Origin of the sequence: Bisgaardia hudsonensis (assembly GCF_004345785.1) — a bacterium.
Lineage (GTDB): Bacteria > Pseudomonadota > Gammaproteobacteria > Enterobacterales > Pasteurellaceae > Bisgaardia > Bisgaardia hudsonensis.
In genome coordinates, this window is sequence record NZ_SLXI01000001.1 from 192,750 (window position 1) to 216,577 (window position 23,828).

The 23,828-nt window shown below is 34.0% G+C and carries 21 protein-coding genes; 11 read left to right on the forward strand and 10 right to left on the reverse strand.

What is annotated here, in order from left to right:
* Nucleotides 1–70: 70 nt before the first annotated feature.
* From rpsA to EV697_RS01005, 8 genes are all read left to right on the forward strand, one after another.
* Nucleotides 71–1,720 carry a 30S ribosomal protein S1 gene (rpsA, locus tag EV697_RS00970; RefSeq protein WP_132022279.1) on the forward strand — a complete coding sequence of 550 codons (1,650 nt, stop codon included), beginning with the start codon at nt 71–73 and terminating at the stop codon, nt 1,718–1,720.
* Between the two features lie 71 nt (nt 1,721–1,791).
* Nucleotides 1,792–2,076, forward strand: coding sequence for an integration host factor subunit beta (locus EV697_RS00975; RefSeq protein ID WP_132021642.1), 285 nt, complete (start codon nt 1,792–1,794; stop codon nt 2,074–2,076).
* 92 nt (nt 2,077–2,168) lie between these two features.
* Nucleotides 2,169–2,468 carry a LapA family protein gene (locus EV697_RS00980; protein WP_132021644.1) on the forward strand — a complete coding sequence of 100 codons (300 nt, stop codon included), beginning with the start codon at nt 2,169–2,171 and terminating at the stop codon, nt 2,466–2,468.
* Nucleotides 2,465–3,655 carry a lipopolysaccharide assembly protein LapB gene (lapB, locus tag EV697_RS00985; RefSeq protein ID WP_132021646.1) on the forward strand — a complete coding sequence of 397 codons (1,191 nt, stop codon included), beginning with the start codon at nt 2,465–2,467 and terminating at the stop codon, nt 3,653–3,655. Before EV697_RS00980 ends, lapB begins: the two co-directional genes overlap by 4 nt.
* Nucleotides 3,656–3,666: 11 nt before the next feature.
* On the forward strand, nt 3,667–4,362 hold the full coding sequence (gene pyrF, locus EV697_RS00990; protein ID WP_132021648.1) for an orotidine-5'-phosphate decarboxylase: 696 nt from the start codon (nt 3,667–3,669) through the stop codon (nt 4,360–4,362).
* A 2-nt stretch (nt 4,363–4,364) separates the two neighbouring features.
* A complete protein-coding gene (gene yciH / locus EV697_RS00995) occupies nt 4,365–4,685 on the forward strand; it encodes a stress response translation initiation inhibitor YciH (protein WP_132021650.1) in 321 nt (106 codons plus the stop codon).
* Between the two features lie 246 nt (nt 4,686–4,931).
* Nucleotides 4,932–5,936 carry an ornithine carbamoyltransferase gene (locus EV697_RS01000; RefSeq protein ID WP_132021652.1) on the forward strand — a complete coding sequence of 335 codons (1,005 nt, stop codon included), beginning with the start codon at nt 4,932–4,934 and terminating at the stop codon, nt 5,934–5,936.
* Between the two features lie 38 nt (nt 5,937–5,974).
* Nucleotides 5,975–7,492: a YfcC family protein gene (locus tag EV697_RS01005; protein WP_132021654.1), complete on the forward strand. Its 1,518-nt coding sequence runs from the start codon at nt 5,975–5,977 to the stop codon at nt 7,490–7,492.
* 48 nt (nt 7,493–7,540) lie between these two features.
* On the opposite strand, the gene EV697_RS01010 is transcribed toward EV697_RS01005, so the two are convergent.
* Together EV697_RS01010 and gyrA are read right to left on the reverse strand one after the other, a co-directional pair.
* On the reverse strand, nt 7,541–7,912 hold the full coding sequence (locus EV697_RS01010) for a SirB2 family protein (RefSeq protein WP_132021656.1): 372 nt from the start codon (nt 7,910–7,912) through the stop codon (nt 7,541–7,543).
* 76 nt (nt 7,913–7,988) lie between these two features.
* Nucleotides 7,989–10,679, reverse strand: coding sequence for a DNA topoisomerase (ATP-hydrolyzing) subunit A (gene gyrA / locus EV697_RS01015; RefSeq protein WP_132021658.1), 2,691 nt, complete (start codon nt 10,677–10,679; stop codon nt 7,989–7,991).
* 138 nt (nt 10,680–10,817) lie between these two features.
* On the opposite strand from gyrA, the gene ubiG reads away from it, so the two are divergent.
* Entirely contained in the window at nt 10,818–11,546 is a 729-nt protein-coding gene (gene ubiG, locus EV697_RS01020) for a bifunctional 2-polyprenyl-6-hydroxyphenol methylase/3-demethylubiquinol 3-O-methyltransferase UbiG (protein WP_132021660.1), read from the forward strand.
* Between the two features lie 46 nt (nt 11,547–11,592).
* On the opposite strand, the gene mpl is transcribed toward ubiG, so the two are convergent.
* Nucleotides 11,593–12,963: a UDP-N-acetylmuramate:L-alanyl-gamma-D-glutamyl-meso-diaminopimelate ligase gene (gene mpl / locus EV697_RS01025; RefSeq protein ID WP_132021662.1), complete on the reverse strand. Its 1,371-nt coding sequence runs from the start codon at nt 12,961–12,963 to the stop codon at nt 11,593–11,595.
* A gap of 152 nt (nt 12,964–13,115) precedes the next feature.
* Here mpl and fbp point away from each other — a divergent pair, with 152 nt between their 5' ends.
* Both fbp and der read left to right on the forward strand, forming a co-directional pair.
* Complete coding sequence (gene fbp / locus EV697_RS01030) at nt 13,116–14,117, forward strand: class 1 fructose-bisphosphatase (RefSeq protein ID WP_132021664.1); 1,002 nt, start codon at nt 13,116–13,118, stop codon at nt 14,115–14,117.
* 513 nt (nt 14,118–14,630) lie between these two features.
* A complete protein-coding gene (der, locus tag EV697_RS01035) occupies nt 14,631–16,163 on the forward strand; it encodes a ribosome biogenesis GTPase Der (protein ID WP_132021666.1) in 1,533 nt (510 codons plus the stop codon).
* A gap of 43 nt (nt 16,164–16,206) precedes the next feature.
* Here the strand turns inward: der and EV697_RS01040 are convergent, their stop codons facing one another.
* The 7 genes from EV697_RS01040 to dsbC form a co-directional block, all read right to left on the reverse strand.
* Nucleotides 16,207–17,739, reverse strand: a complete 1,533-nt coding sequence (locus EV697_RS01040; protein WP_132021668.1) for a pyridoxal phosphate-dependent decarboxylase family protein — start codon at nt 17,737–17,739, stop codon at nt 16,207–16,209.
* Nucleotides 17,740–17,796: 57 nt separating this feature from the next.
* Nucleotides 17,797–19,161, reverse strand: a complete 1,365-nt coding sequence (locus EV697_RS01045) for a diaminobutyrate--2-oxoglutarate transaminase (protein WP_132021670.1) — start codon at nt 19,159–19,161, stop codon at nt 17,797–17,799.
* Nucleotides 19,162–19,411: 250 nt separating this feature from the next.
* Entirely contained in the window at nt 19,412–19,918 is a 507-nt protein-coding gene (locus EV697_RS01050) for a DUF2301 domain-containing membrane protein (protein WP_132021672.1), read from the reverse strand.
* 20 nt (nt 19,919–19,938) lie between these two features.
* A complete protein-coding gene (locus EV697_RS01055; protein WP_132021674.1) occupies nt 19,939–20,628 on the reverse strand; it encodes a 5'-methylthioadenosine/adenosylhomocysteine nucleosidase in 690 nt (229 codons plus the stop codon).
* Nucleotides 20,628–21,317, reverse strand: coding sequence for a thiol:disulfide interchange protein DsbA/DsbL (locus EV697_RS01060; protein ID WP_132021676.1), 690 nt, complete (start codon nt 21,315–21,317; stop codon nt 20,628–20,630). The genes EV697_RS01055 and EV697_RS01060 overlap by 1 nt, the downstream gene beginning before the upstream one ends.
* Nucleotides 21,318–21,320: 3 nt before the next feature.
* Entirely contained in the window at nt 21,321–23,048 is a 1,728-nt protein-coding gene (gene recJ / locus EV697_RS01065; RefSeq protein WP_132021678.1) for a single-stranded-DNA-specific exonuclease RecJ, read from the reverse strand.
* Nucleotides 23,049–23,114: 66 nt separating this feature from the next.
* Nucleotides 23,115–23,804: a bifunctional protein-disulfide isomerase/oxidoreductase DsbC gene (gene dsbC, locus EV697_RS01070; protein WP_132021680.1), complete on the reverse strand. Its 690-nt coding sequence runs from the start codon at nt 23,802–23,804 to the stop codon at nt 23,115–23,117.
* Between the last annotated feature and the right edge of the window lie 24 nt (nt 23,805–23,828).

Consider the following 23,828-nt stretch of genomic DNA (forward strand, 5'->3'; position numbering starts at 1 on the left):
ACATTTATTATCAACCCCACTTTCTAAGGATATGAAGTGGACGTTATTATATGAAGAAATTGAAATTAATATGACTGAATCTTTTGCTCAACTATTTGAAGAATCATTAAAAGACCTTGAAACCCGTTTAGGTTCTATCGTTAACGGTACTGTTGTTGCTATCGAAAAAGGCTTCGTTTATGTGGATGCTGGTTTAAAATCAGAAGCACGTATTCCCGCTGAAGAATTCCAAAATGCACAAGGTGAATTAGAAGTAAGTGTTGGCGATATCGTTAATGTCGCTTTAGATGCGGTTGAAGATGGTTTCGGTGAAACTAAACTTTCTCGTGAAAAAGCGGTTCGTCATGAGTCTTGGATTGAATTAGAAAAAGCATACGAAGAACAAGCAACAGTTGTTGGTTTAATTAACGGTAAAGTGAAAGGTGGTTTCACAGTTGAGTTAAATGGTGTTCGTGCATTCTTACCTGGTTCATTAGTGGATACTCGTCCTGTACGTGATACCTTGCACTTGGAAGGTAAAGAGTTAGAATTTAAAGTAATTAAACTTGATCAAAAACGCAATAACGTTGTTGTTTCTCGTCGTGCTGTTATTGAATCAGAAAATAGTCAAGAACGTGAACAAGTGCTTGAAAGTTTAGCTGAAGGTGCTGAAGTTAAAGGTATCGTTAAGAATTTAACTGACTACGGTGCATTCGTTGATTTAGGCGGTGTTGATGGTTTATTACATATTACTGATATGGCTTGGAAACGCGTTAAACATCCAAGTGAAATCGTAAATGTTGGTGATGAAATTGCTGTTAAAGTATTAAAATTTGATAAAGATCGTACTCGTGTATCTTTAGGATTAAAACAATTAGGTCAAGATCCTTGGGTTGAAATTGCTCAAAATCATCCAGTAAATAGTAAATTAAGCGGTAAAGTAACTAACTTAACTGATTATGGTTGTTTCGTTGAAATTTTAGAAGGTGTTGAAGGTTTAGTTCACGTTTCTGAAATGGATTGGACAAACAAAAATATTCATCCATCTAAAGTAGTGAGTTTAGGTGATGAAGTTGAAGTAATGGTATTAGAAATTGATGAAGAACGTCGTCGTATTTCTTTAGGTTTAAAACAATGTAAGCCTAACCCATGGTTACAATTTGCTGATACACATAACAAAAATGATAAAGTTGTAGGTAAAATTAAATCAATTACTGACTTTGGTATCTTTATTGGATTAGAAGGTGGAATTGATGGTTTAGTTCACTTATCAGATATTTCTTGGAATGTTTCAGGTGAAGAAGCTGTTCGCAATTACAAGAAAGGTGATGAAGTTGAAGCCGTTGTGTTACAAGTTGATTCAGCAAAAGAACGTATTTCTTTAGGTATTAAACAACTTGAAGAAGATCCATTTAATAACTTTGTTGCGACAAACAAGAAAGGTGCGGTTTTAAGTGCTAAAGTTGTAGAAGCAGATAACAAAGGCGCTAAAGTTGAGTTAGAAGGCGGTGTTGAAGGTTACATTCGTGCTGCTGATTTAACCTCTGAAGTGAATGCTGGTGATGTTGTTGAAGCAAAATATACTGGAGTGGATCGCAAAGCTCGTATTGTTCATTTATCTGTACGTGCTAAAGATCAAGCTGAAGAAGCAACAGCAATGGCAAATGTGAATAACAAGCAAGAAGAAGTTGCTATTCCAAATGCGATGGCTGAAGCATTTAAAGCAGCTAAAGGCGAATAATTAAGATTCCCTTAAAAAATTAGCCTGATATATTTTCAGGCTAATTTGAAATAATAAAGTTAGGAGATATTATGACAAAGTCAGAACTTATTGAAAGATTAGCAATTAAAAATCCAAATATTTCAGCTAAAGATGTAGAAAATATTGTAAAAGAGATATTAGAACATATGTCTAGTACTTTGGAAGATGGCAATCGTATTGAGGTTCGTGGATTTGGCAGTTTCTCTCTTCATTATCGCCAGCCTAGAGTAGGGAGAAATCCTAAAACAGGTGAGAAAGTGAAATTAGATTTTAAATCTGTGCCTCACTTTAAAGCAGGTAAAGAATTAAAAGAGCGTATTGATGTTAAATCATAATATAATCTAGCAATATAACGACACGTTAAGTGTCGTTTTTTTTGTGTTTTTTTGGCATAATGTGAAAGGTTAATTTATTAAGGAGAATTAGAATGATCAAATTTATTTTTGTGTTTATTATTTTACTTGCGGTAGTTTTAGTTGCCGTAACTGTTGGTGCTAATAATGATCAAGTTATTTCATTTAACTACATTGTCGCACAAAGTGAATTACAGCTTTCAACATTGGTTGCTATTTTATTTGGATTAGGATTAATTTTAGGCTGGTTAATTAGTGCATTTTTTTATTTAAAATTAAAATTAAAAAATATTTCACTTAATAGACAAATTAAACGTCAGGGAAAATTGATTAGTGAATTAAATACTGATATTGCAAAGGCTAAGCAAGAATGATTGAATTGCTCTTCCTGCTTCTACCTATTGCCGCCGCTTATGGTTGGTATATGGGGTTTCGTAGTGCTAAAAAAAGTCAGGAAGAGATAAGTAATAAGTTATCACGTGATTATGTTGTAGGGGTAAACTTATTATTATCGAATCAGCCAGAAAAAGCGGTTGATTTGTTTTTGAATATTTTACAGAAACAAGAACAAGAGAATAATATAGAAACTGGATCACAATTTGAAGCAGAGTTGACTTTGGGTAATTTATTTCGCTCTAGGGGAGAGGTGGATCGTGCATTACGTATCCATCAGGCATTAGATAAGAATCCTAATTATAGCTTTGAACAAAAATTATTAGCTAAGCAACAATTAGCAAAAGATTTTATGGCTGTTGGATTTTATGATCGAGTTGAGAATATTAACATTATGTTAGTTGATGAACCTGAGTTTGCAGAAAATGCCTTACAACAGCTCTCTATTGTTTATCAAAAAACAAAGGAATGGAAAAAAGCCGTTAATGTAGCTGAGAAATTAGCTAAAATATCTCCCCAAAAGAATGGTATTGATCTAGCGCACTACTATTGTGAATTAGCAATAAATTTGAAATCGGAGGATAAAGATAATCCTCTTGATATTTTAAAATCAGCTTTAAAGGCGAATCCTAGTTGTGTAAGAGCGTCAATGTTATTAGCAGAACATTATATGCTGCAATTAGATTATCAAGGTGCAATTAGTTTTTTAGAAAATGTTTTAGATCAAGATCAAGCTTATGTTGGCGAGGTTTTGGTAACTTTAAAATATGCTTATCATGAATTAAATCAGTTAGATAATTTTGAATTATTTTTAATTAGAGCTAGCCAAAAACAGTGTAATAGTATGGTTGATTTAGCCCTTGCCGATCTTATAGAAGAAAAATATGGGATTACCGCAGCACAAACACAGATTTATCAGAAATTGCATAATAATCCTAGTACTTTACTTTTTCATCGTTTTATTAAATATCAAATTGAAAGTTTAGAAGATGGAAAAGGAAAGGATAGCTTGATTCTACTATATGATATGGTTGGCGATAGAATTAAAAAAGAATTTAGTTACCGTTGTACTAATTGTGGCTATCAAACGCATCATTTAATATGGTGTTGCCCCTCTTGTCGGCAATGGGAAACGGTAAAGCCTGTTTTGGGAATTGAACATAGTTAAGGAAGGAAAATATGAGCAGTAAAGTTATTGTTGCATTAGATTATGAGAGAGAAGCAGAAGCTCTTGCATTAGTTGATCAGATCGATCCTAGTTTATGTCGATTAAAAGTGGGCAAAGAAATGTTTACTACGCTAGGAACTAGCTTTGTTAAACAGCTACATGATCGTAGTTTTGATGTTTTTTTAGATCTTAAGTTCCATGATATTCCAAATACTGTGGCAAGGGCGGTTCGTTCGGCTGCTGATCTTGGTGTTTGGATGGTTGATCTACATGCTAGTGGTGGTTTACGCATGATGGAAGAAGCCAAGAAGATTCTCGAGCCTTATGGGAAAGATGCACCTCTATTAATTGGTGTAACTGTATTGACAAGTATGGAAGATCTTGATTTGTTACAAATCGGAATTAATGCCTCACCGATGGAGCAAGTTATTCGTTTAGCTAATTTAACTCAAAGAGCAGGATTAGATGGTGTTGTATGTTCTCCTCAGGAAGTTGAAATTTTGCGTACTAACTGTGGAAAAGATTTTAAATTAATTACTCCAGGTATTCGTCCAATTGGTGCTGATTTTGGCGATCAACGTCGAGTGATGACGCCATCTGCAGCTATTCAATCTGGCTCTGATTATTTAGTGATTGGTCGTCCTATTACACAAGCAGAAAATCCTGCAGAGATTTTAAGCAAAATTAATGCATCTATTGAAGGCTAATTATGTCTGAAAGTACTTTAGTTTATTCTACAGAATTAGGGCGTATTAAAGAAAATAAATTATTAGATGTTCGTCCTAAAGGGGATGGCATTGTAAGAATTCAACGCCAAACTAGTGGACGTAAAGGAAGTGGCGTTTCTGTTATTACAGGTCTTGATGTATCTGATCATGAATTGAAAAAAATTACAGCGGAATTAAAAAAACGTTGTGGATGCGGTGGTGCGGTTAAAAATGGAACTATTGAAATTCAGGGCGATAAACGTGATCTTTTGAAAAGATTACTCGAAGATAAAGGGTTTTTAGTTAAATTATCTGGTGGATAGTTTTTTAGTTTATGATGGTGCAATTTATATTGCACCATTTTTTTATATTAAATAATGTCCATATAGATAGTTGGTATTGCGTTCTAATTTTTTTATTTTTTTGAAATTTTTCGTTAAATTTTTACATTTATTATTGAGATAAGTAACCAAATTTCAAATAAGAAATTTTATATAATCATCGGTTTTATAGAGTAGTGACTCAATAAAATAGTTGTTAATTTAATCTTACTATGAAGGAGAAATATTATGGCTTTTAATCTTAAAAATAGACATTTATTAAGTTTAGTTAATCACTCAGAGCGTGAAATTAAGTATTTACTTGATCTTTCTCGAGATTTGAAACGGGCAAAATATGCAGGAACGGAGCAACCTGTCCTAAAAGGTAAGAATATTGCATTAATTTTTGAGAAGACATCAACAAGAACAAGATGTGCTTTTGAAGTAGCAGCTTATGATCAAGGAGCTAGAGTGACTTATATCGATCCTAACTCATCCCAAATTGGTCATAAAGAAAGTATGAAAGATACTGCTCGTGTCTTAGGACGTATGTATGATGCGATTGAGTATCGAGGTTTTAAACAATCTATTGTAAATGAGCTGGCAGAATATGCAGGTGTTCCTGTATTTAACGGTTTAACGGATGAGTTCCATCCTACTCAAATGTTGGCCGATGTTTTAACAATGATCGAATTTTGTGACAAACCACTAAGCGAAATAAAATATGTTTATATTGGTGATGCTCGCAATAATATGGGAAATTCTTTATTACTAATTGGTGCTAAATTGGGTATGGATGTACGTATTTGTGGCCCTAAATCTTTACTACCTGATGCAGAGTTAGTAACAATGTGTGAAAAATTTGCAAAAGAAAGTGGGGCAAGAATTACTGTTACTGATGATATTAATTTAGCCATAAAAGATGTTGACTATGTTCATACTGATGTTTGGGTTTCTATGGGTGAGCCACTTGAAACTTGGGGTGAACGTATTGAATTATTATTACCTTACCAAGTTACACCTGAATTAATGAGAGGTACTGGTAATCCAAAAGTTAAATTTATGCATTGTTTACCTGCTTTCCATAATAGTGAAACTAAACTTGGACGTCAAATAGCTGAAAAATATCCTGCATTAGCTAATGGTATTGAAGTAACCGAAGATGTATTTGAGTCCCCTATGAATATTGCTTTTGAACAAGCCGAAAATCGTATGCATACTATTAAAGCTGTTATGGTTGCGAGTTTATCTTAGTTTTAATTGTGACTGAAGTATGTAATAAGGAGTTCTAGGTGATTTCAAAGACAACATTTAAGTTTCCTACGGCATTTTCAATTTTATTTATTATTCTGATTATGGCTGTTGGATTAACGTGGATTATTCCTGCAGGGGCTTATTCCAAATTGGTTTATGAGGGAGTTAATAATAACTTTATTGTTAAAAGTTATAACCAAGAAGATAAATTTTATCCAGCAACTAAAGAGACTTTAGACAAATTTAACATAAAAATTGATTTAAATAATTTTACTGAAGGCAAAATAAGAAAACCTGTTGCTATTCCTGGCTCTTATCAACGGGTGGCACAAAATCCAAAAGGCATTAATGATATTACTATTAGTATGGTAAAAGGTACGATAGAAGCTGCTGATGTGATGGTATTTATTTTTATTCTTGGGGGAATGATTGGGGTTATTAATAAGACCGGTGCCTTTCATGCAGGATTATCTGCATTGGCTAGAAAAGCAGAAGGTAATGAATTTTTTATTGTCTTTAGTGTTTGTGTATTAATGGCGATAGGGGGAACGACTTGTGGGATTGAAGAAGAAGCTGTGGCATTTTATCCTATTTTAGTTCCTGTATTTATTGCACTGGGCTATGATGCAATGATTTGTGTAGGCGCAATTTTTCTTGCGGCTTCTATGGGAACTGCATTTTCTACAATTAACCCATTTTCCGTTGTTATCGCATCTAATGCTGCAGGAATTCCTTTTACAGAAGGAATTATTTTTCGTTTTATTGGTCTTGTATTAGGTTCTGTTTGTGTTATTACGTATCTCTATTGGTATAGTAGAAAACTTAAACTAGATCCTAAATTTTCCTATAGCTATGAGGAGAAAGCTGTTTTTGAACGTCTTTATTTTCAAGATTTTGATAAAGATAAGGGGTTACAATTTACACTGCGTAGAAAAATAATTTTATCTCTTTTTTGTATTGGATTTCCTATTATGATTTTGGGGGTTATGTTTGGGGGATGGTGGTTTCCTGAAATGGCAGCCTCTTTTTTAACATTAACCATTATTATTATGTTTGTTTCTAAATTAAGAGAAAGTGAAATTGTTAATTCTTTTACACATGGAGCTGCCGACTTAGTTGCAGTATCTCTAATTATTGGTTTAGCAAGAGGGGTCAATCTTATTTTGGATGAGGGAATGATTTCTGACACTATATTAGCTTATATGTCTGAAGTTGTTGCCGATATGCCTAGTGGTATTTTTATTATTGCTCAGCTAGCTATTTTTGTTATATTAGGTTTATTTGTACCGTCATCTTCTGGATTAGCAGTGCTTTCCATGCCTATTATGGCACCATTAGCTGATGCAGTTGGTATTCCAAGACATATTGTGGTATCGGCTTACAACTGGGGACAATATGCTATGTTGTTTTTAGCTCCAACAGGATTAGTATTAGTAACCTTGCAAATGTTAAATATTCCATTTAATAAATGGGTAAAATTTGTTATGCCAATGATTGTTGCTCTTTTAGTGATTGCATCAATTTTATTGATTGTTCAAGTAGAAATATACTCTTAATACAAGAATAGACAAAAGGCTATTTTATAAAATAGCCTTTTGTAAAAATTAAAAGAGAGAAACTAAATTACTATGAAAATAACCAAGAAGAATGGCAATTATCAAAGATAAACAAGCTAGTATAAATTTACTAAGTTTAGGTTCTTTTACTTCTTTGTGAAGAAACTCTGATGCCCACATAGCATATAAAAGAATTAAAATAAATTTAGTGACTGCCCACCAAGTAATTCCTAATCCAGACATAATTAATAAAGTTATACCGCTAATGATTAATAACGTATCAGATAAGTGCGGTAAAATTTTTAATACTTTTATTGCTCTCCAATCTCTGCCTGTTAATTGCATTCCCCCTCTAATAATAAGTAGAGCTAAGCTTGTAAAAGCACAAATAATATGTATGTAAAGTAGAGTATTTATCATTTTGTATTCCAAGTTATTGGGGTAAAGGTAAAAAAGCAGTAGTCGAAACTACTGCTTTACCATTATTAATTATCGCTTATTCTTCAGTATTTTCTACCGTACTTTCTACTATAGTATTTTCAAGTTCGGTATCTTCAGAAATATCATTATCTTCTTCATCAATTTCACAAATACGTTCTAAACTGACTACATGTTCCGTCTCAGAAGTGCGGATTAAACGAACACCTTGTGTATTTCGACCGACAATACTGATTTCATTTACCCTTGTTCTTACTAGTGTACCAGCATCCGTAATCAACATTATTTGGTCACTTTCTTCAACTTGGGTAGCCGCAACGACTTTACCATTGCGTTCACTTACCTTAATTGAAATAACGCCTTTTGTATTACGAGATTTAGTAGGGTATTCTTCTAAATTAGTACGTTTACCATAACCATTTTGTGTGGCTGTTAGTATTGTGCCATTGTCTTTTGGAATAACTAAGGACACAACTTTATCAATATTGAGATCTAAGTTATCGGTATCGTTGTCATCGGAATTATCTTCATTTTCCACCGCACTTTCATCATCAGATATGTCATTAGTTAATGCTAACTTAATTCCTTTAACACCCGTAGCCGCTCTTCCCATTGCTCTCACTGCTTCTTCTGAGAAACGGACTACACGTCCTTGAGATGAGAATAGCATTATTTCATTGGTACCATTTGTGATATCCACACCAATTAATTCATCTTCATCACGTAGATTTAAGGCGATAATACCGTTTGAGCGAGGACGACTAAATTCAGTTAAAGCGATTTTTTTAACTGTTCCTGCCGCTGTTGCCATTATGACGAATTTATCTTCTTCATATTCAGTAATTGGTAGAATAGCAGTAATACGCTCATTTTCCATTAATGGTAGAATATTGACTATTGGGCGTCCTCTTGCTCCACGACTTGCTTGTGGTAATTGATAGACTTTAAGCCAATATAGTCGTCCACGGCTAGAAAAGCATAAAATTGTATCGTGGGTATTTGCAATTAATAGTTTTTCGATAAAATCTTCATTTTTGATTTTTGTTGCTGATTTACCTTTACCACCACGACGTTGTGCTTCATAGTCATTAATTGGTTGATATTTTACATAGCCTTCATGAGAAAGAGTAACTACAACATCTTCAGGAGCGATTAAATCTTCCATATTGATGTCGCCAGATGCGGCAGTAATTTCAGTACGGCGTTCATCATTAAACTCTGATTTTACACGCTCTAATTCTTCACATAATACTTCTTTTAAACGTTCAGGGCTATTTAGAATGTGTAATAATTCAGCAATGTTTAATAGAATATCCTGATATTCACTTACAATTTTTTCATGCTCTAATCCAGTTAAACGTTGTAAACGTAAATCAAGAATGGCGCGAGCTTGCTCATCAGATAGATAATATTGACCATCACGAATACCCAATTCGTCTGGTAAATCATCGGGACGAGAGGCATCAACTCCAGCAGCGGCTAACATAGCACTTACGTTACCTAGATCCCAAGGGCGAGATAGTAATGCTTCTCTTGCTTCATCGCCTGTTTTTGACGCTCGAATAAGTTCAATAATAGGATCAATATTTGCTAAAGCGATAGCTAACCCTTCCAAAATATGTGCTCGTTCACGTGCTTTACGTAATTCAAACACAGTTCGGCGAGTAATGACTTCACGACGATGTTTTACAAAGGCTTCAATTATTTGTTTCAAATTAAGCAATTTAGGTTGTCCGCGATCTAAGGCAACCATATTGATACCGAAAGTGACTTGCATTTGTGTAAGGGCGTATAGATTATTTAGTACTACTTCACCAACCGCATCACGTTTTATTTCTATTTCTATACGGTTTCCTTCTTTGTTGGAAACATCAAGAACATTGCTGATACCTTCAATTTTTTTCTCACGAACAAGATCGGCAATTTTTTCGACTAATTTTGCTTTATTGACTTGATAAGGGATTTCAGTAACAACAACAGTTTCACGTCCTTTCTCATTGGTTTCTACTTCTGCTCTTGCTCGAACATAGACTTTTCCTCGTCCTGTTTTATAAGCATCTTCAATTCCCTTTCGTCCATTAATTAAAGCGGCTGTTGGAAAATCAGGGCCAGGAATATATTGCATCAGTTCATCAATAGTAATGTCTTCATTGTCCACATAAGCTAAACAACCATTTAATACTTCACCTAAGTTATGTGGTGGAATATTGGTTGCCATACCTACAGCAATACCAGATGAACCATTGACCAACAATGCAGGAATTTTAGTTGGTAAAACATCAGGAATCATTTCTTTGCCATCATAGTTTGGCGAGAAATCGACAGTTTCTTTATCTAAATCAGTTAATAATTCTTGGGTGATTTTTTGCATACGCACTTCGGTGTATCGCATTGCAGCAGGTGCATCCCCATCAACAGAACCAAAGTTACCTTGCCCATCGACTAACATATAACGTAGTGAAAAGGGTTGTGCCATACGTACGATAGTATCGTACACAGCACTATCGCCATGAGGATGGTATTTACCGATTACATCACCTACAACACGTGCTGATTTCACATAAGCCTTGTTATAAGTATTATTACTTTGATTCATAGAAAAAAGTACACGTCGGTGTACAGGTTTTAAACCATCACGAACATCAGGTAATGCTCGTCCAACGATTACAGACATCGCATAGTCGAGATATGAAGATTTTAGTTCTTCTTCAATACTCACTGGTGCAACATTTGGGGATAAATTAGTCATTTAGAATATTCCTAACATCTACAAAAAATTAGCAAAATTATAGCATATTTTCTCTATTTCTTTAAATTTTATAATGAATTTTTATTATACTTAAGGAATAATAGCAATTATGGTTTCATTCCATTTAAAAGGCATAAAATGAAAAACCTTGATCAACAAGAATTAAATAAATTTGAAAATATGGCGAAGAGTTGGTGGGATCCTGAAGGGGATTTTAAACCTATTCATCAATTAAATCCTTTACGTGTGACATACATTCAGAGTCAAGCAAAAGGTCTATTGGGGAAAAATGTACTTGATGTTGGTTGTGGAGGGGGGATTTTATCAGAAGCGATGGCAAGATTAGGTGCAAATGTCATTGGGCTTGATATGTCTGTAGCACCTCTTGAAGTGGCGAGAAACCATGCAAAAGAAAGTCAGCTAAATATTGATTATCAACAAACCACTATTGAAGATTTTGTTGAAAAACAGACCGCACTTATTAATGGGAATAAAGCAGATAAATTTGATGTTATTACTTGTATGGAAATGTTAGAACATGTTCCCGATCCTAGTTCTGTTATTCAATCTTGCCAGAAATTATTAAAACCTAATGGAGTAATATTTTTCTCGACAATTAACCGCACTTTAAAAGGTTGGGCATTAGTTGTTTTAGGTGCAGAATATATATTGAAATTATTACCTAAAGGCACGCATGATTATGATAAATTTATCAAACCTGCTGAATTATTAGCTTGGACAGATGAGGTAAATTTAGAATGTATTGATATATCCGGCTACCATTATAATCCTTTGACTGGAAAATTTTGGTTAAATAAGGATGTGAGTGCAAATTATATGCTGGCATTAGTTAATAAGGCACTGTAATGATAAAAATAAAGCCTAGTTATTTATTCTACTAGGCTTTTACTGATTATTTCTCTTGCTTTAATCTATCTATAATTTTTTGATGAATTCCACCGAAACTCCCATTTGACATAATCAAAATATGATCTGTTGGTTGGACTTCTTTCGCTATCATTTCTACTAAATGATCTAAATTTCCTGACCAATTAACTGGCTGTACACATTGATTTGCTATATCTACGACATCCCAAGGAATATTTTCTGGTTGTAATAAGAAAACATGATCGGCTCTTACTAACGCTGGACCAATTTCGTCTTTATGAACACCCATTTTCATGGTATTTGATCTTGGTTCTAGTACAGCTAGAATTCTCACTCCGCCACCAATTTTATCTCTTAATGCCGTTGTTGTTGCTAAAATTTCTGCAGGATGATGAGCAAAATCATCATAAACGGTAATGTCATTTACTTGTCCCTTTATTTCAAGTCGGCGTTTCGCATTGATAAATGTACTCAAGGCATCACAAGCTTTTTTAATATCAATACCAATGTGGTTTGCAGCCGCGATTGCCATTAGTGCATTATTCATATTGTGTTGACCAATAATATCCCATTTTACTTCTGCAATTTTATTACCGAAATGAAAAACTGAAAATTGGCTATAATCATGAGTAATACGTTCTGCATACCATTCTTGATCTTTACCTAAATATTGTTTTTCTGACCAACATCCCATTTCTAAGGTATCTTTTACCGTTTGCTCATTTGCAAAAGATAAAATACATCCAGTTTTTGGAACCGTTCTAATCATATGATGGAATTGTCGTTGAATGGCTTTTATATCATCAAAAATATCAGCATGATCAAAGCCAAGATTATTGATAATCACTGTTTTCGGATTGTAATGAACGAATTTTGAACGTTTGTCAAAAAATGCGGTATCGTATTCATCGGCTTCTATGACGAAGAATTGGCTATTTCCTAAACGTGCAGAAACACCAAAATTACCTGCAATACCACCGATTAGAAAGCCGGGTTCTAACTCATTTTTTTCTAAAATCCAGCTTAGCATACCTGTTGTTGTTGTTTTTCCATGGGTGCCAGATACGGCAAGTACCCAGCGATCTCTCAATAAATGATCATGTAACCATTGAGGACCAGAGGTATAAGGTAAATTATTTTCGAGAATATATTCAACACAGGGATTTCCACGCTTCATTGCATTACCGATTACAACGAGATCAGGACTCGGTTGTAATTGTGATATGTCAAAGTGCGGTATTATTTCAATATCATTTTCTTGTAAGAATGTACTCATAGGGGGGTAAACATTGGTATCTGAACCAGTAACTTTATAGCCCATTTGTTTAGCTATAATGGCTATTCCTCCCATAAACGTCCCGCAGATGCCCAAAATATGAATATGTTTAGTTGTCATTTGTTATTTATCTCATTTATTAAAAAAATTATCATAAAAATGTGTTGAAGATCACATAGTGAATAATACTATGTTATTTCATCATCTGTATAGCGATATAATAAAGCAACTACAAATGATAGTAAATTTATAGATCGTAAAGGAGCAATATTATGAAGACATTAGGACAGTTTATTGTTGAAAAGCAAGCTGAATATCCAAATGCTAAAGGTGAATTATCAGGGATTTTATCATCAATTCGATTGGTTGCGAAAGTTATTCATCGTGATATTAATAAGGCGGGTTTAACAAATAATATTATTGGCAATTCAGGCGTGGAAAACGTGCAAGGTGAAGCTCAAATGAAGCTCGATCTTTTTGCTCATAATACAATGAAACAAGCGTTAATTGCTCGAGAAGAGGTGGCAGGTTTTGCCTCCGAAGAAGAAGAAAATTTTGTCGCATTTGATACTGAACGTGGTCGTAATGCAAAATATGTCATTTTAACTGATCCACTTGATGGTTCATCTAATATTGATGTAAATGTTGCGGTAGGAACTATATTCTCTATATATCGACGAGTCTCGCCAATCGGTACAAAAGTAACTTTAGAGGATTTTTTACAACCGGGTCATAAACAAGTTGCGGCAGGTTATATTGTTTATGGTTCATCAACCATGTTGGTTTATACGACAGGAAATGGCGTAAATGGGTTTACTTATGATCCTTCTTTAGGCGTATTTTGTCTTTCCCATGAAAATATGCAATGCCCAAAAGCTGGTCGAGTATATTCAATTAATGAGGGACAATATTTGAAATTTCCACAAGGAGTTAAAAAATACATCAAATATTGCCAAGAAGAAGATAAAGAAACTCAACGACCTTACGCATCACGCTATATCGGTTCACTAGTATCAGATTTTCATCGTAATATGTTAAAAGGGGGAATTTATATTTACCCAAGTGCGACTAATTATCCAAATGGTAAACTCCGTTTACTTTATGAAGGTAATCCAATGGCATTTTTAGCAGAACAAGCAGGTGGATTAGCAACTGATGGTTATACAAGGATTTTAGATATTCCTCCAACAGAATTACATGAACGAGTACCATTATTTATTGGCTCAAAAGAAATGGTTGAGAAAGCACAAGAATTTATGAATACTTTTGAGTAATAGTGAGTTAAAATAAGTACATTATAGTGAATATTATGTACTTATTTTTTTCTAAATTATCAAATAATCTTTTATTAAATTATTTATAAAACCGTTATAATTTTTGTTTTAGAAGATAATCGTTTTTTCTTTGATCTTGTAAAATAAAAATAGGAAATTCTTATAGATATGAAAGGGATATTCAGTGATTACTACATTTTTTAATTTTTCAAAAGATTTTTTTCAAAGAAATTTTCTATATAATTTATTTTGGGAGGTAGACCCTGTATTACTAGAATATCTTCCATTAGTAATGATGGGTATGTTAGTATATTTTTCTATATACAGTTATACAATGATTGATGTTATAGCAAAAGAACCTTTAAAATATCAGGTTAAAAAAACTGTAAAAATTGGTTTTATTAGTATAATATGTCTGTCCATGACTATTTACCAGTATGAGTTATATCTACTCTTTCTGGCATTTCAAAATGTATTTTTAGATATATTTTCTAATCTATATAAAGGAATTTTATGACAACTCCTGTGGTTGCACTGGTTGGTCGTCCAAATGTTGGAAAATCAACCTTATTTAATCGTTTAACGCGAACAAGAGATGCGTTAGTCGCTGATTTTCCAGGTTTGACCCGTGATCGTAAATACGGTCAAGCCAATATTTCAGGCTATGATTTTATTGTAATTGATACCGGCGGTATTGATGGTACCGAAGAAGGTGTCGAAGAAAAAATGGCGGAACAATCCTTACAAGCGATTGAAGAAGCAGATATCGTTTTTTTTATGGTTGATGCTCGAGCAGGTTTAATGCCTGCTGATATAGGGATTGCACAGCATCTTCGTCAGCGTAAAAATAAAGTAACTATTGTTGTTGCGAATAAAACTGATGGCATTGATGCACATTCATATTGTGCCGAATTTTACCAATTAGGTTTAGGTAATGTTGAACAAATTGCTGCATCACAAGGGCGTGGGGTTACGGCATTAATGGAACAAGTGCTTGCTCCTTTTGCTGAAAAGTTTAGCCAAGAGAACGAAAGTGCGGTCGATAATTTAAATGAATCTGAAGAAAGCCAATCTCAGCGAGATGAATGGGATGATGACTTTGATTTTCAAAATGATGAAGATACGGCATTATTGGATGAAACTTTATCTCAAGAGCAAGAAATTGAAGATAAAAATATTAAAATTGCCATTGTTGGACGTCCTAATGTAGGAAAATCTACATTAACTAATCGTATTTTGGGTGAAGACAGGGTCGTGGTTTATGATTTACCGGGTACAACTCGAGACAGTATTTATATCCCAATGGAGCGAGATGGTCAGCATTATACTTTAATTGATACGGCGGGTGTGCGTAAGCGTGGAAAAGTACATTTAACTGTTGAAAAATTTTCAGTAATTAAAACTTTACAAGCTATTCAAGATGCAAATGTAGTATTACTAACTATTGATGCAAGAGAAGGAGTATCTGACCAAGATTTATCTTTATTAGGTTTTATTCTAAATGCGGGTCGTTCTTTGGTTATTGTTGTAAACAAATGGGATGGCTTAAATCAAGATATTAAAGATCAAGTAAAATCAGAATTAGATCGTCGTTTAGACTTTATTGATTTTGCGAGGGTACATTTTATTTCTGCTTTACATGGAAGTGGTGTAGGGAATTTATTTGAATCGGTACAGGAAGCTTATGCTTGTGCTACCCAAAAGATGACAACATCAATGCTAACACGTGTTTTACAAATGGCAACAGATGAACATCAACCACCAATGATGAGTGGACGTCGTATTAAATTAAAATACGCACACCCTGGCGGTTATAACCCACCGATTATTGTGATACACGGAAATCAAATGGATCGGTTACCTGATAGTTATAAACGCTACTTGTCTAATTACTATCGTCGTAGTTTGAAAATAATTGGCTCACCAATTCGATTATTATTCCAAGAGGGGAATAACCCATTTGCAGGAAGACGAAATAAATTGACGCCAAATCAATTACGTAAACGTAAACGTTTAATGAAATTTATTAAAAAATCGAAGAAATAATTAATTATTACCGCTCAAATAGAGCGGTAATTTTTTAATGTGATTAATCAATTGGAGGTGTATATTCACCCGTAACGATTAAATCTTGAATTTTATTCGCTTGATCTAATACTTGAGTAAGTAAATTAGTAACATTTTCTAATGTTACTATTGGACTTAATAAGGTCATTTTTAATGCTTGTACCGAATTAACTTTTGTAACGCCAATGTTTGCTTCCCCACGAGCAAATAACTCATCTGCAATATTTTGATTAAGTGTATCAACGAGTGCTTGTGGATAATCTTTAGGAACAACTCTAAATAGCACTGAAGCAAATTGTGGTTCTACGAGCATTTCTAGGGAGTTGGTATCCTTAATATAATTAGATACTTCTTGAGCTAATTTAATTCCATGATCTATCATTGAACCATACCAATTTTCTCCTAATGCTTCAAGGGTAAACCATAATTTTAATGCGTCAAAACGACGAGTTGTTTGTAATGATTTAGCTACTAAATTAGGAACACCATGTTCCTCATCATATTCAGAATTTAGATAGTCTGCTTTATAGTCTATATAACGATAATTTTGGTCGTCTTTTAGTAAAAATGCACCACAAGAAATACTTTGGAAAAAATGCTTATGAAAATCAAGGGTAACAGAATCAGCTAATTCGATACCGTTTAACCAGTGGCGATAATTATTGGATAATAATAATGCCCCCCCCCATGCTGCATCAACATGCAACCAAATATTGTGTTGATGAGTAATTGGGTAGATTGCCTCTAAGGGATCAATCGCTCCAGCATCGGTTGTTCCTGCAGTCGCAACAACGCAAGCAATTATTTTACCCTCAGATTGGAGTCTTTCTATCGTTTGTTTAAGTATAGCTACGTCTATTTGAGCATTTTTATTACAAGGTACAGTAACAACTGATTGAAATCCCATACCCATCATAGCCATATTTTTCTGTACAGAAAAATGTGCATTCTCAGAACAAATCACTTTAACTTTTTTCATTGCATCATTTGGTATTCCTAAGTGTTGTACAGACCATGGATTACCTTCATCATCTTTCCAATAATTTGCGATACAATGATCCCTTGCCAAGAGTACACCCATTAAATTTGATTGAGTGCCTCCAGAAGTAAATACACCAGCTTGTCCCTTTCCATAACCAAGTTTTTCCCTCAGCCATTCAATTAGTTGGACTTCCATCAATGAACCTGCTGGGCTTTGATCCCAGGAATCCATAGATTGATTAGTTGCATTGATTAACACTTCTGCTATTTGGCTTGTTACCATAGTTGGGCAATGTAAATGAGCAAGTGAATGCGGATGATGTACTTTTAAACTTTTATTTAAAAATAATTCAATAAGACGTTGTAATGCAATTTCGGTTCCGATACCTTGTTTCGATGGACTAAAAGTAATAGCTTCACGAAGCTGTTTAATACTTCCACCTGTATACATTTTCTCATTTTTTAACCATGAACTCACTGCGTTTACGGCTTGTTGCATTTTAGATTCATAATCTGCAATAGATTGTTTATTATTACAGAGTAGCGCTTGTTGATGTTTTGAAAAATCGATCATGATTGTTCCTAAAATAAATTTCTCTCTTTAATTAAACATTAAAGAGAGAAGGGAAGATTATTTTCGTATAGAATTAAGTGCATCTGAAACGGATTGAGTAAAACGTTTAATTAGCTCTTCACATTCAGCTTTCGTAATAATTAGTGGACAAAGAATACGAACAACATTTCCACCACGTCCGCCACGTTCTAATAATAATTTATTTTTGAAACAACATTTTTGAATTTCGGCGGCTAAATCACAATCTGATGGGTAAGCTCTAATATGGTTTTGAGGTTGACGTTCATCAACAATTTCAATACCTATCATTAATCCTTTACCACGAACGTTACCAATACAAGGGTATTGTAATGATAGTTTTTTAAGTTCTGATTGTAGGAAATCGCCTCTCTCTTGTGCATTTAGCGCAAGATTTTGTTCTTTCATTAGCTTTAATGATACATATCCTGTCGCCATTGCCAATTGGTTACCACGGAAAGTGCCAGTATGACCAGCTGGTTGCCATGCATCAAATTCTTTTTTTATTGCAAGAACAGCTAATGGTAGACTACCACCAACAGCTTTTGACATAACAACTACGTCTGGATCAATTCCTGAATGTTCAAAAGCGAACATTTTACCTGAACGACAGAAACCAGCTTGAACTTCATCTAAAATTAGTAAAATACCATGCTTTCTAGTTACTTCACGAATTGTTTGTAACCATTTAATTGGTGCAGGTACAACCCCACCTTCTCCTTGAATTGCTTCAAGAATAACTGCTGCAGGTTTGACTACACCACTTTCAACATCTTCAATAAAATTCTGGAAATAATAGCTTAATGCATTAATGCCTTCTTCACCGCCTAATCCAAGAGGGCAACGATATTCATGAGGATAAGGCATAAATTGCACACCAGCCATTAAATTTTGTACTGCATTTTTGGCGCCTAAATTCCCTGTCATAGAAAGAGAACCATGTGTCATACCATGATATCCACCAGAGAAGGCGATAACGTTCCCTCTCCCAGTATATGTTTTAGCCAATTTTATTGCCGCTTCAGTTCCATCTGCACCAGTGGGCCCACAAAATTGTAAACAATACTGATCTTTCGGAAAATAAGAGAGTAATTCTGCCGTAAATGCATCTTTCAATGGTGTTGTTAAATCTAAAGTATGCAGTGGTAATCCACTAGCAAGTACATCTTGTATAGCTTGAATAATTTCAGGATGGTTGTGTCCTAATGCTAATGTTCCGGCACCCGCTAAACAATCTAAATATTCATTACCTTCTACATCAGTTACCCAACATCCTTGCGCTTTAGCTATAGCAAGAGGTAACTTTCGTGGGTAGCTACGAACGTTTGATTCCATTTCGTTTTGACGAGTTAAGTAATAATTATTAGTTGCTTGATTAATCGGATTTACAGGTGTGTGTATCATATTGAATAGACCTTCTATAAGAGGTTAAAAAAATAAGTCGGGTGCTTAAAGGCATTTGACTCGTTACTTATTAAAAAAAGCGTTTCAGCTTTTTTGTTTTTACCCTATTTTTATAATAAAGACTGGGATAGGTTGGAAACAGTTCTTAAATGATCTCAATTTAAGAGCCCGCAATATTACAGATTTTTACTAAAAAATAAAAGCTGTTTTACAAATTAAATATAAAAAACTAACAGGGCTCATTAGTTATTTATATTTGGTATTTAGTTTTATCACCAATATCAAAATGTAATGGCATTCTCCATTTTTGGATAGAAAGTAATGCTAATAATAATGAACAAAAAACTATTAATATATTACTAACTAATTCAATATGAAAAGTTAAACTAAGCCATAATGCCGCAAGTAGTATTGGTTGTAGATTGAGTCCAAAAATTCTAAAACAGAAATATTCTTTGTAACATAGGCCACCAATAGTTAAAAAAGTAGCACCTAAGGCTAAGTGAGGTAATCCAAAAATAAAACAAAAAAGTCCTATCCACATAGCAAACTGAAAAATTAAGCGGAAAGATTTCATATAAAGGTGTAAAGAGGAGGCAAGCATTGTTGCTGAAATTAATAGCCCAATTTGAGCTATTTCTTGATTAAATGCTAAATAAATAAGCATTATGGTTGCTAGAACAAATCCTGAACGATAGATTATTGCGGTTAAGTAATCCCAAAAGTCCATAGGGGATTTGATATGTGGATCTGCCATAATATGTTTATTCCTTGATTTTAGATTTCATTTAATATTTCAAGTATGATTTCTGAGGATTTTTTTGCAGCTAATGGTAAAAATTCTTCAAATGACATACTGGCTTCACCATTTCCTGCATCAGAGATTGCTCTAACAACGACAAAAGGAACGTTGAATGCATCACAAACTTGTGCAATGGCTGCGGCTTCCATTTCTACTGCGATAACATCAGGAAAATCAGCTTTGATTTTTGTTAGTTTTTGTTCATCATTAATAAAACTATCCCCAGAACAAATTAAGCCATATTTCACATTTAGACCTTGTGTTTCGGCAATTTTACTTACAAGTGCGGTCAAATTTTTATCAGAAATAAATCTTTCAGGACAAGCTGGGAGTTGTCCTTTTTTATAGCCGAATGCAGTAACATCAGCATCGTGATAATTGGTTTCTGTGGATATAACTAAATCACCAACTTTTAGTCCCTCTGCAATGCCTCCAGCTGATCCTGTATTAATTACTATATCAGGCTTAACTAATTGCAATAGAATGGTCGTTCCTATTGCCGCTGCGACTTTACCTATTCCTGATTGTAGTAAGGCAACATCTTGCCCATTAATTTTCCCTTGAAAAATAGTTGAACTCGCTATTTTAGTTGTTGTGCGGTTTTCCATTGCATTGGCTAAAATTTCAATTTCTTGTGGCATTGCCCCAATAATTCCTATTTTCATTATTTTTTTCCTTGTTGTATTTTTTTGAGTAAAAAATTTAACACAGCGAAACTATAATCATCATTATATAATGTACTGGCAGTGAGTACATATTTACCATCAATTATTACATAGGGATAAGTAAATACGCCATAATCTTCTGTTAGTTGAATTATTTCTTTGATTTGTTGCTTAACTTCTTTTGAATAGAATAAATTAGTAAAAGTTTGCGGCTCAATATTTTTACCTTTTAACCAGTTTAGTAAATTATCATAATATGATAATTCAACATATCGTTTTTTATCAGCACTTTCAAAAAGTAATAAATCAGAAATATTATGTTGATCTAATTTTTTTAGGGATAAAAATATATTTGCTGATAAAAAATCCTCATTTGTTGCAACAGGATATTCTTCCAAAACAACTGTATCATGGTTAAGCTGACTATATAAAAGTACGATATCATGAGCAATGGAGCATACTCGACAATCATAATTAAAGAAAAATAGAATGGGAATTTTATTATCTAATCTTTTAGGTAAAAGGATTGGTTGTTCATAGGAAAAATAATCTCTTCCATCTTCAAATTGAATAATATTCTTTGACGGTAAATGAGGTACATTCTTCGATGAAAAAGGCGTCGTATTTTGAGCGAAAGCATTAGATAGGACTATTCCTAATAGTAAAATGCTGATACGTAAAATATTCATATTTTATTCACTCGAAAGCGGTTCTAAATAATTAACTAATAACTGGATATTTCGTTGTCCACGATACTCGTTGATATCCAATTTATAGGCAATTTTGGCCTGTTTTATTGATAGATCGGGGTAATATTGGGTATCAATATTAAAATAAATTGCATCTAAAAGTGGTCCGCCTTGTTTAGGTTCTAACATCATTTTGAGATGATTTTCGCCTACCAAACGTTGTTGTAAAATTTTAAATTCTCCATCAAAAATAGGTTCAGGAAAGGCTTGTCCCCAAGGTCCCGCTCGGCGAATTAGCTCCGCTGTTTCTATGGTCATTAACTGATTTGAAAGGTCGCCATCTGTCCAAATAATTCCTTGTAGTGAGCTTTCATCAAGCCATTCTTTGATAACTTGATTAAATGCTTTTTGAAATTGATTAAGATATTCTTCTCGAATGCTCAGTCCAGCAGCCATTGCGTGTCCCCCAAACTTTAAGATCATATTTGGGTGTTGAGAATGAATTCTTTCTAATACATCTCGCATATGTAATCCCTCAATCGATCGGGCAGAACCTTTTAAAATTCCAGCTTGTTGATCTTGAGCAAAAGCGATTGTTGGACGATGAAATTTATCTTTAATACGTGACGCTAAAATCCCTAATACACCTTGGTGCCAATCCGCTTGATATAATGTAATTCCCATTGGTATATCTTGTTGAAGTGCGGTAAGATTTCGGCAAATTTCTAATGCCTCAAGTTTCATCCCTTGTTCTATTTCTTTACGCGTTTGATTTAAGCCATCTAATTCCAATGCTAATGCTCTCGCCGTTTCCATATTATCGGCAAGTAATAAGGCTACGCCCACAGACATATTATCTAAACGTCCTGCCGCATTCAGGCGAGGAGCGATAGCAAAGCCAAGATCAGAGGCACAAAGTTCATTAATATTTCGATTGGCTATTTCAATTAAAGCACGAATCCCACAATTACATAAATTTCGCTTAATTCTCTCTAAGCCGTGGTGTGCCAAAATGCGATTATTTTTATCTAATGGGACAACATCAGCAATAGTCCCTAAAGCAACAAGATCCAGTAATTCAAGGAAATTTGGTTGTGTATTTTTGTCAAACTGTCCTAATTCTCGTAATTTTGCGCGTAATGCGAGCATTACATAAAATGCCACGCCAACACCTGCTAATGATTTAGAAGGAAAATGGCAATCAGGTAAGTTAGGATTAACGATTGCATCGGCATTAGGTAAGGTTTCTGGCGGTAAATGATGGTCAGTAATAAGTACTTTAATATTGTGAGCTTTCAAATATTCCACTCCTTCAAAGGAAGATACACCGTTATCTACTGTAATCAGTAATTCTACTTGCTGTTTAAGTGCCATTTTAGCTACATCAATACTCAAACCATAACCTTGTTCAAAGCGATTAGGGATAAGGTAAGATACATCTTGGAGGCCTAGTTGGCGTAACGCTCTGACCATTAGTGCAGTACTTGTTGCGCCATCTGCATCAAAATCTCCCACAATTATTATTTTTGTATTATTTTTTTGTGCTTCAATTAATAAATCAACGGCTTCTGATATTCCATTAAGTAAATCAGGTGTTAATAATGACGACAAAGTGCGGTCTAATTCTTGAGTATTTTTGATTTTTCTTGCTCGATATAGGCGATCAAGTAATGGATTCTCAGAGAGTTGTTCGCTTTCTGCGATTGGACGACGTCGGATTATTTTATTCACAATGAAGATCTTCCTTAACAAATAAAGACACCCAACAGTGCCTTTATTTTACAGTTTTGATTATTTTTATTGGTTATGTTCTAATGCTTCAAGTAATTCTTCTGGTTTTAAATAACCGCCAATAACCTCTCCTTTAGAAGTAATAATACTTGGGGTACCACGTACGCCAAATTGGACACCTAACTCATAATGTTTTTTAATTTTATCTGCTGCTTTTAAGTTCGTTGGTAGATTTCCATTTTCAGCTTCATTTAATGCAAAAATAGGATCTTTTGCTGTCCAAATGCTTTCCATCTGTTTTGCTGTTTTTGTATCTAGTCCACTACGCGGGAAAGCTAAATATCTTACAGTAATGCCGAGATCATTATATTCTTTCATTTCTTTATGTAATTTTTGGCAATAGTAGCAAGATATATCCATAAAAACAGTAACAACATGTTTTTCATTTTTTGCAGGATAAATAATCATCTCATTTTTTAGATTATTAAGTTTATTAACTAGTGCTTTTCCAGTTAAATCAATAGGTCCATTATCTGTTATTTCATATAATGAACCGTGTAATACATATTTCCCATCTTCAGATACATAGAGTACACCTGAGTCCGTTACTGCGGTTTTGATTCCTTTAATTGGAGAATTACTTACTTCAATATCTGAAGCGCCTAGTTTTTTTAAACTTTCCTTGATTGCGGTATCATTTGCAAAAATGGCTGAAGAGGTAAGTAGTAAAGATAATGTTATAATATTTTTTTTCATTTTGGTTCCTAATAAATAAAATTA

What these genes read in the sequence shown, in the direction of transcription:
- rpsA (WP_132022279.1), top strand. Translation starts at nt 71, where the DNA reads ATGACTGAATCTTTTGCTCAACTATTTGAAGAATCATTAAAAGACCTT.
- EV697_RS00975 (WP_132021642.1), top strand. Translation starts at nt 1,792, where the DNA reads ATGACAAAGTCAGAACTTATTGAAAGATTAGCAATTAAAAATCCAAAT.
- EV697_RS00980 (WP_132021644.1), top strand. Translation starts at nt 2,169, where the DNA reads ATGATCAAATTTATTTTTGTGTTTATTATTTTACTTGCGGTAGTTTTA.
- lapB (WP_132021646.1), top strand. Translation starts at nt 2,465, where the DNA reads ATGATTGAATTGCTCTTCCTGCTTCTACCTATTGCCGCCGCTTATGGT.
- pyrF (WP_132021648.1), top strand. Translation starts at nt 3,667, where the DNA reads ATGAGCAGTAAAGTTATTGTTGCATTAGATTATGAGAGAGAAGCAGAA.
- yciH (WP_132021650.1), top strand. Translation starts at nt 4,365, where the DNA reads ATGTCTGAAAGTACTTTAGTTTATTCTACAGAATTAGGGCGTATTAAA.
- EV697_RS01000 (WP_132021652.1), top strand. Translation starts at nt 4,932, where the DNA reads ATGGCTTTTAATCTTAAAAATAGACATTTATTAAGTTTAGTTAATCAC.
- EV697_RS01010 (WP_132021656.1), bottom strand. Translation starts at nt 7,912, where the DNA reads ATGATAAATACTCTACTTTACATACATATTATTTGTGCTTTTACAAGC.
- gyrA (WP_132021658.1), bottom strand. Translation starts at nt 10,679, where the DNA reads ATGACTAATTTATCCCCAAATGTTGCACCAGTGAGTATTGAAGAAGAA.
- ubiG (WP_132021660.1), top strand. Translation starts at nt 10,818, where the DNA reads ATGAAAAACCTTGATCAACAAGAATTAAATAAATTTGAAAATATGGCG.
- mpl (WP_132021662.1), bottom strand. Translation starts at nt 12,963, where the DNA reads ATGACAACTAAACATATTCATATTTTGGGCATCTGCGGGACGTTTATG.
- fbp (WP_132021664.1), top strand. Translation starts at nt 13,116, where the DNA reads ATGAAGACATTAGGACAGTTTATTGTTGAAAAGCAAGCTGAATATCCA.
- der (WP_132021666.1), top strand. Translation starts at nt 14,631, where the DNA reads ATGACAACTCCTGTGGTTGCACTGGTTGGTCGTCCAAATGTTGGAAAA.
- EV697_RS01040 (WP_132021668.1), bottom strand. Translation starts at nt 17,739, where the DNA reads ATGATCGATTTTTCAAAACATCAACAAGCGCTACTCTGTAATAATAAA.
- EV697_RS01045 (WP_132021670.1), bottom strand. Translation starts at nt 19,161, where the DNA reads ATGATACACACACCTGTAAATCCGATTAATCAAGCAACTAATAATTAT.
- EV697_RS01050 (WP_132021672.1), bottom strand. Translation starts at nt 19,918, where the DNA reads ATGGCAGATCCACATATCAAATCCCCTATGGACTTTTGGGATTACTTA.
- EV697_RS01055 (WP_132021674.1), bottom strand. Translation starts at nt 20,628, where the DNA reads ATGAAAATAGGAATTATTGGGGCAATGCCACAAGAAATTGAAATTTTA.
- EV697_RS01060 (WP_132021676.1), bottom strand. Translation starts at nt 21,317, where the DNA reads ATGAATATTTTACGTATCAGCATTTTACTATTAGGAATAGTCCTATCT.
- dsbC (WP_132021680.1), bottom strand. Translation starts at nt 23,804, where the DNA reads ATGAAAAAAAATATTATAACATTATCTTTACTACTTACCTCTTCAGCC.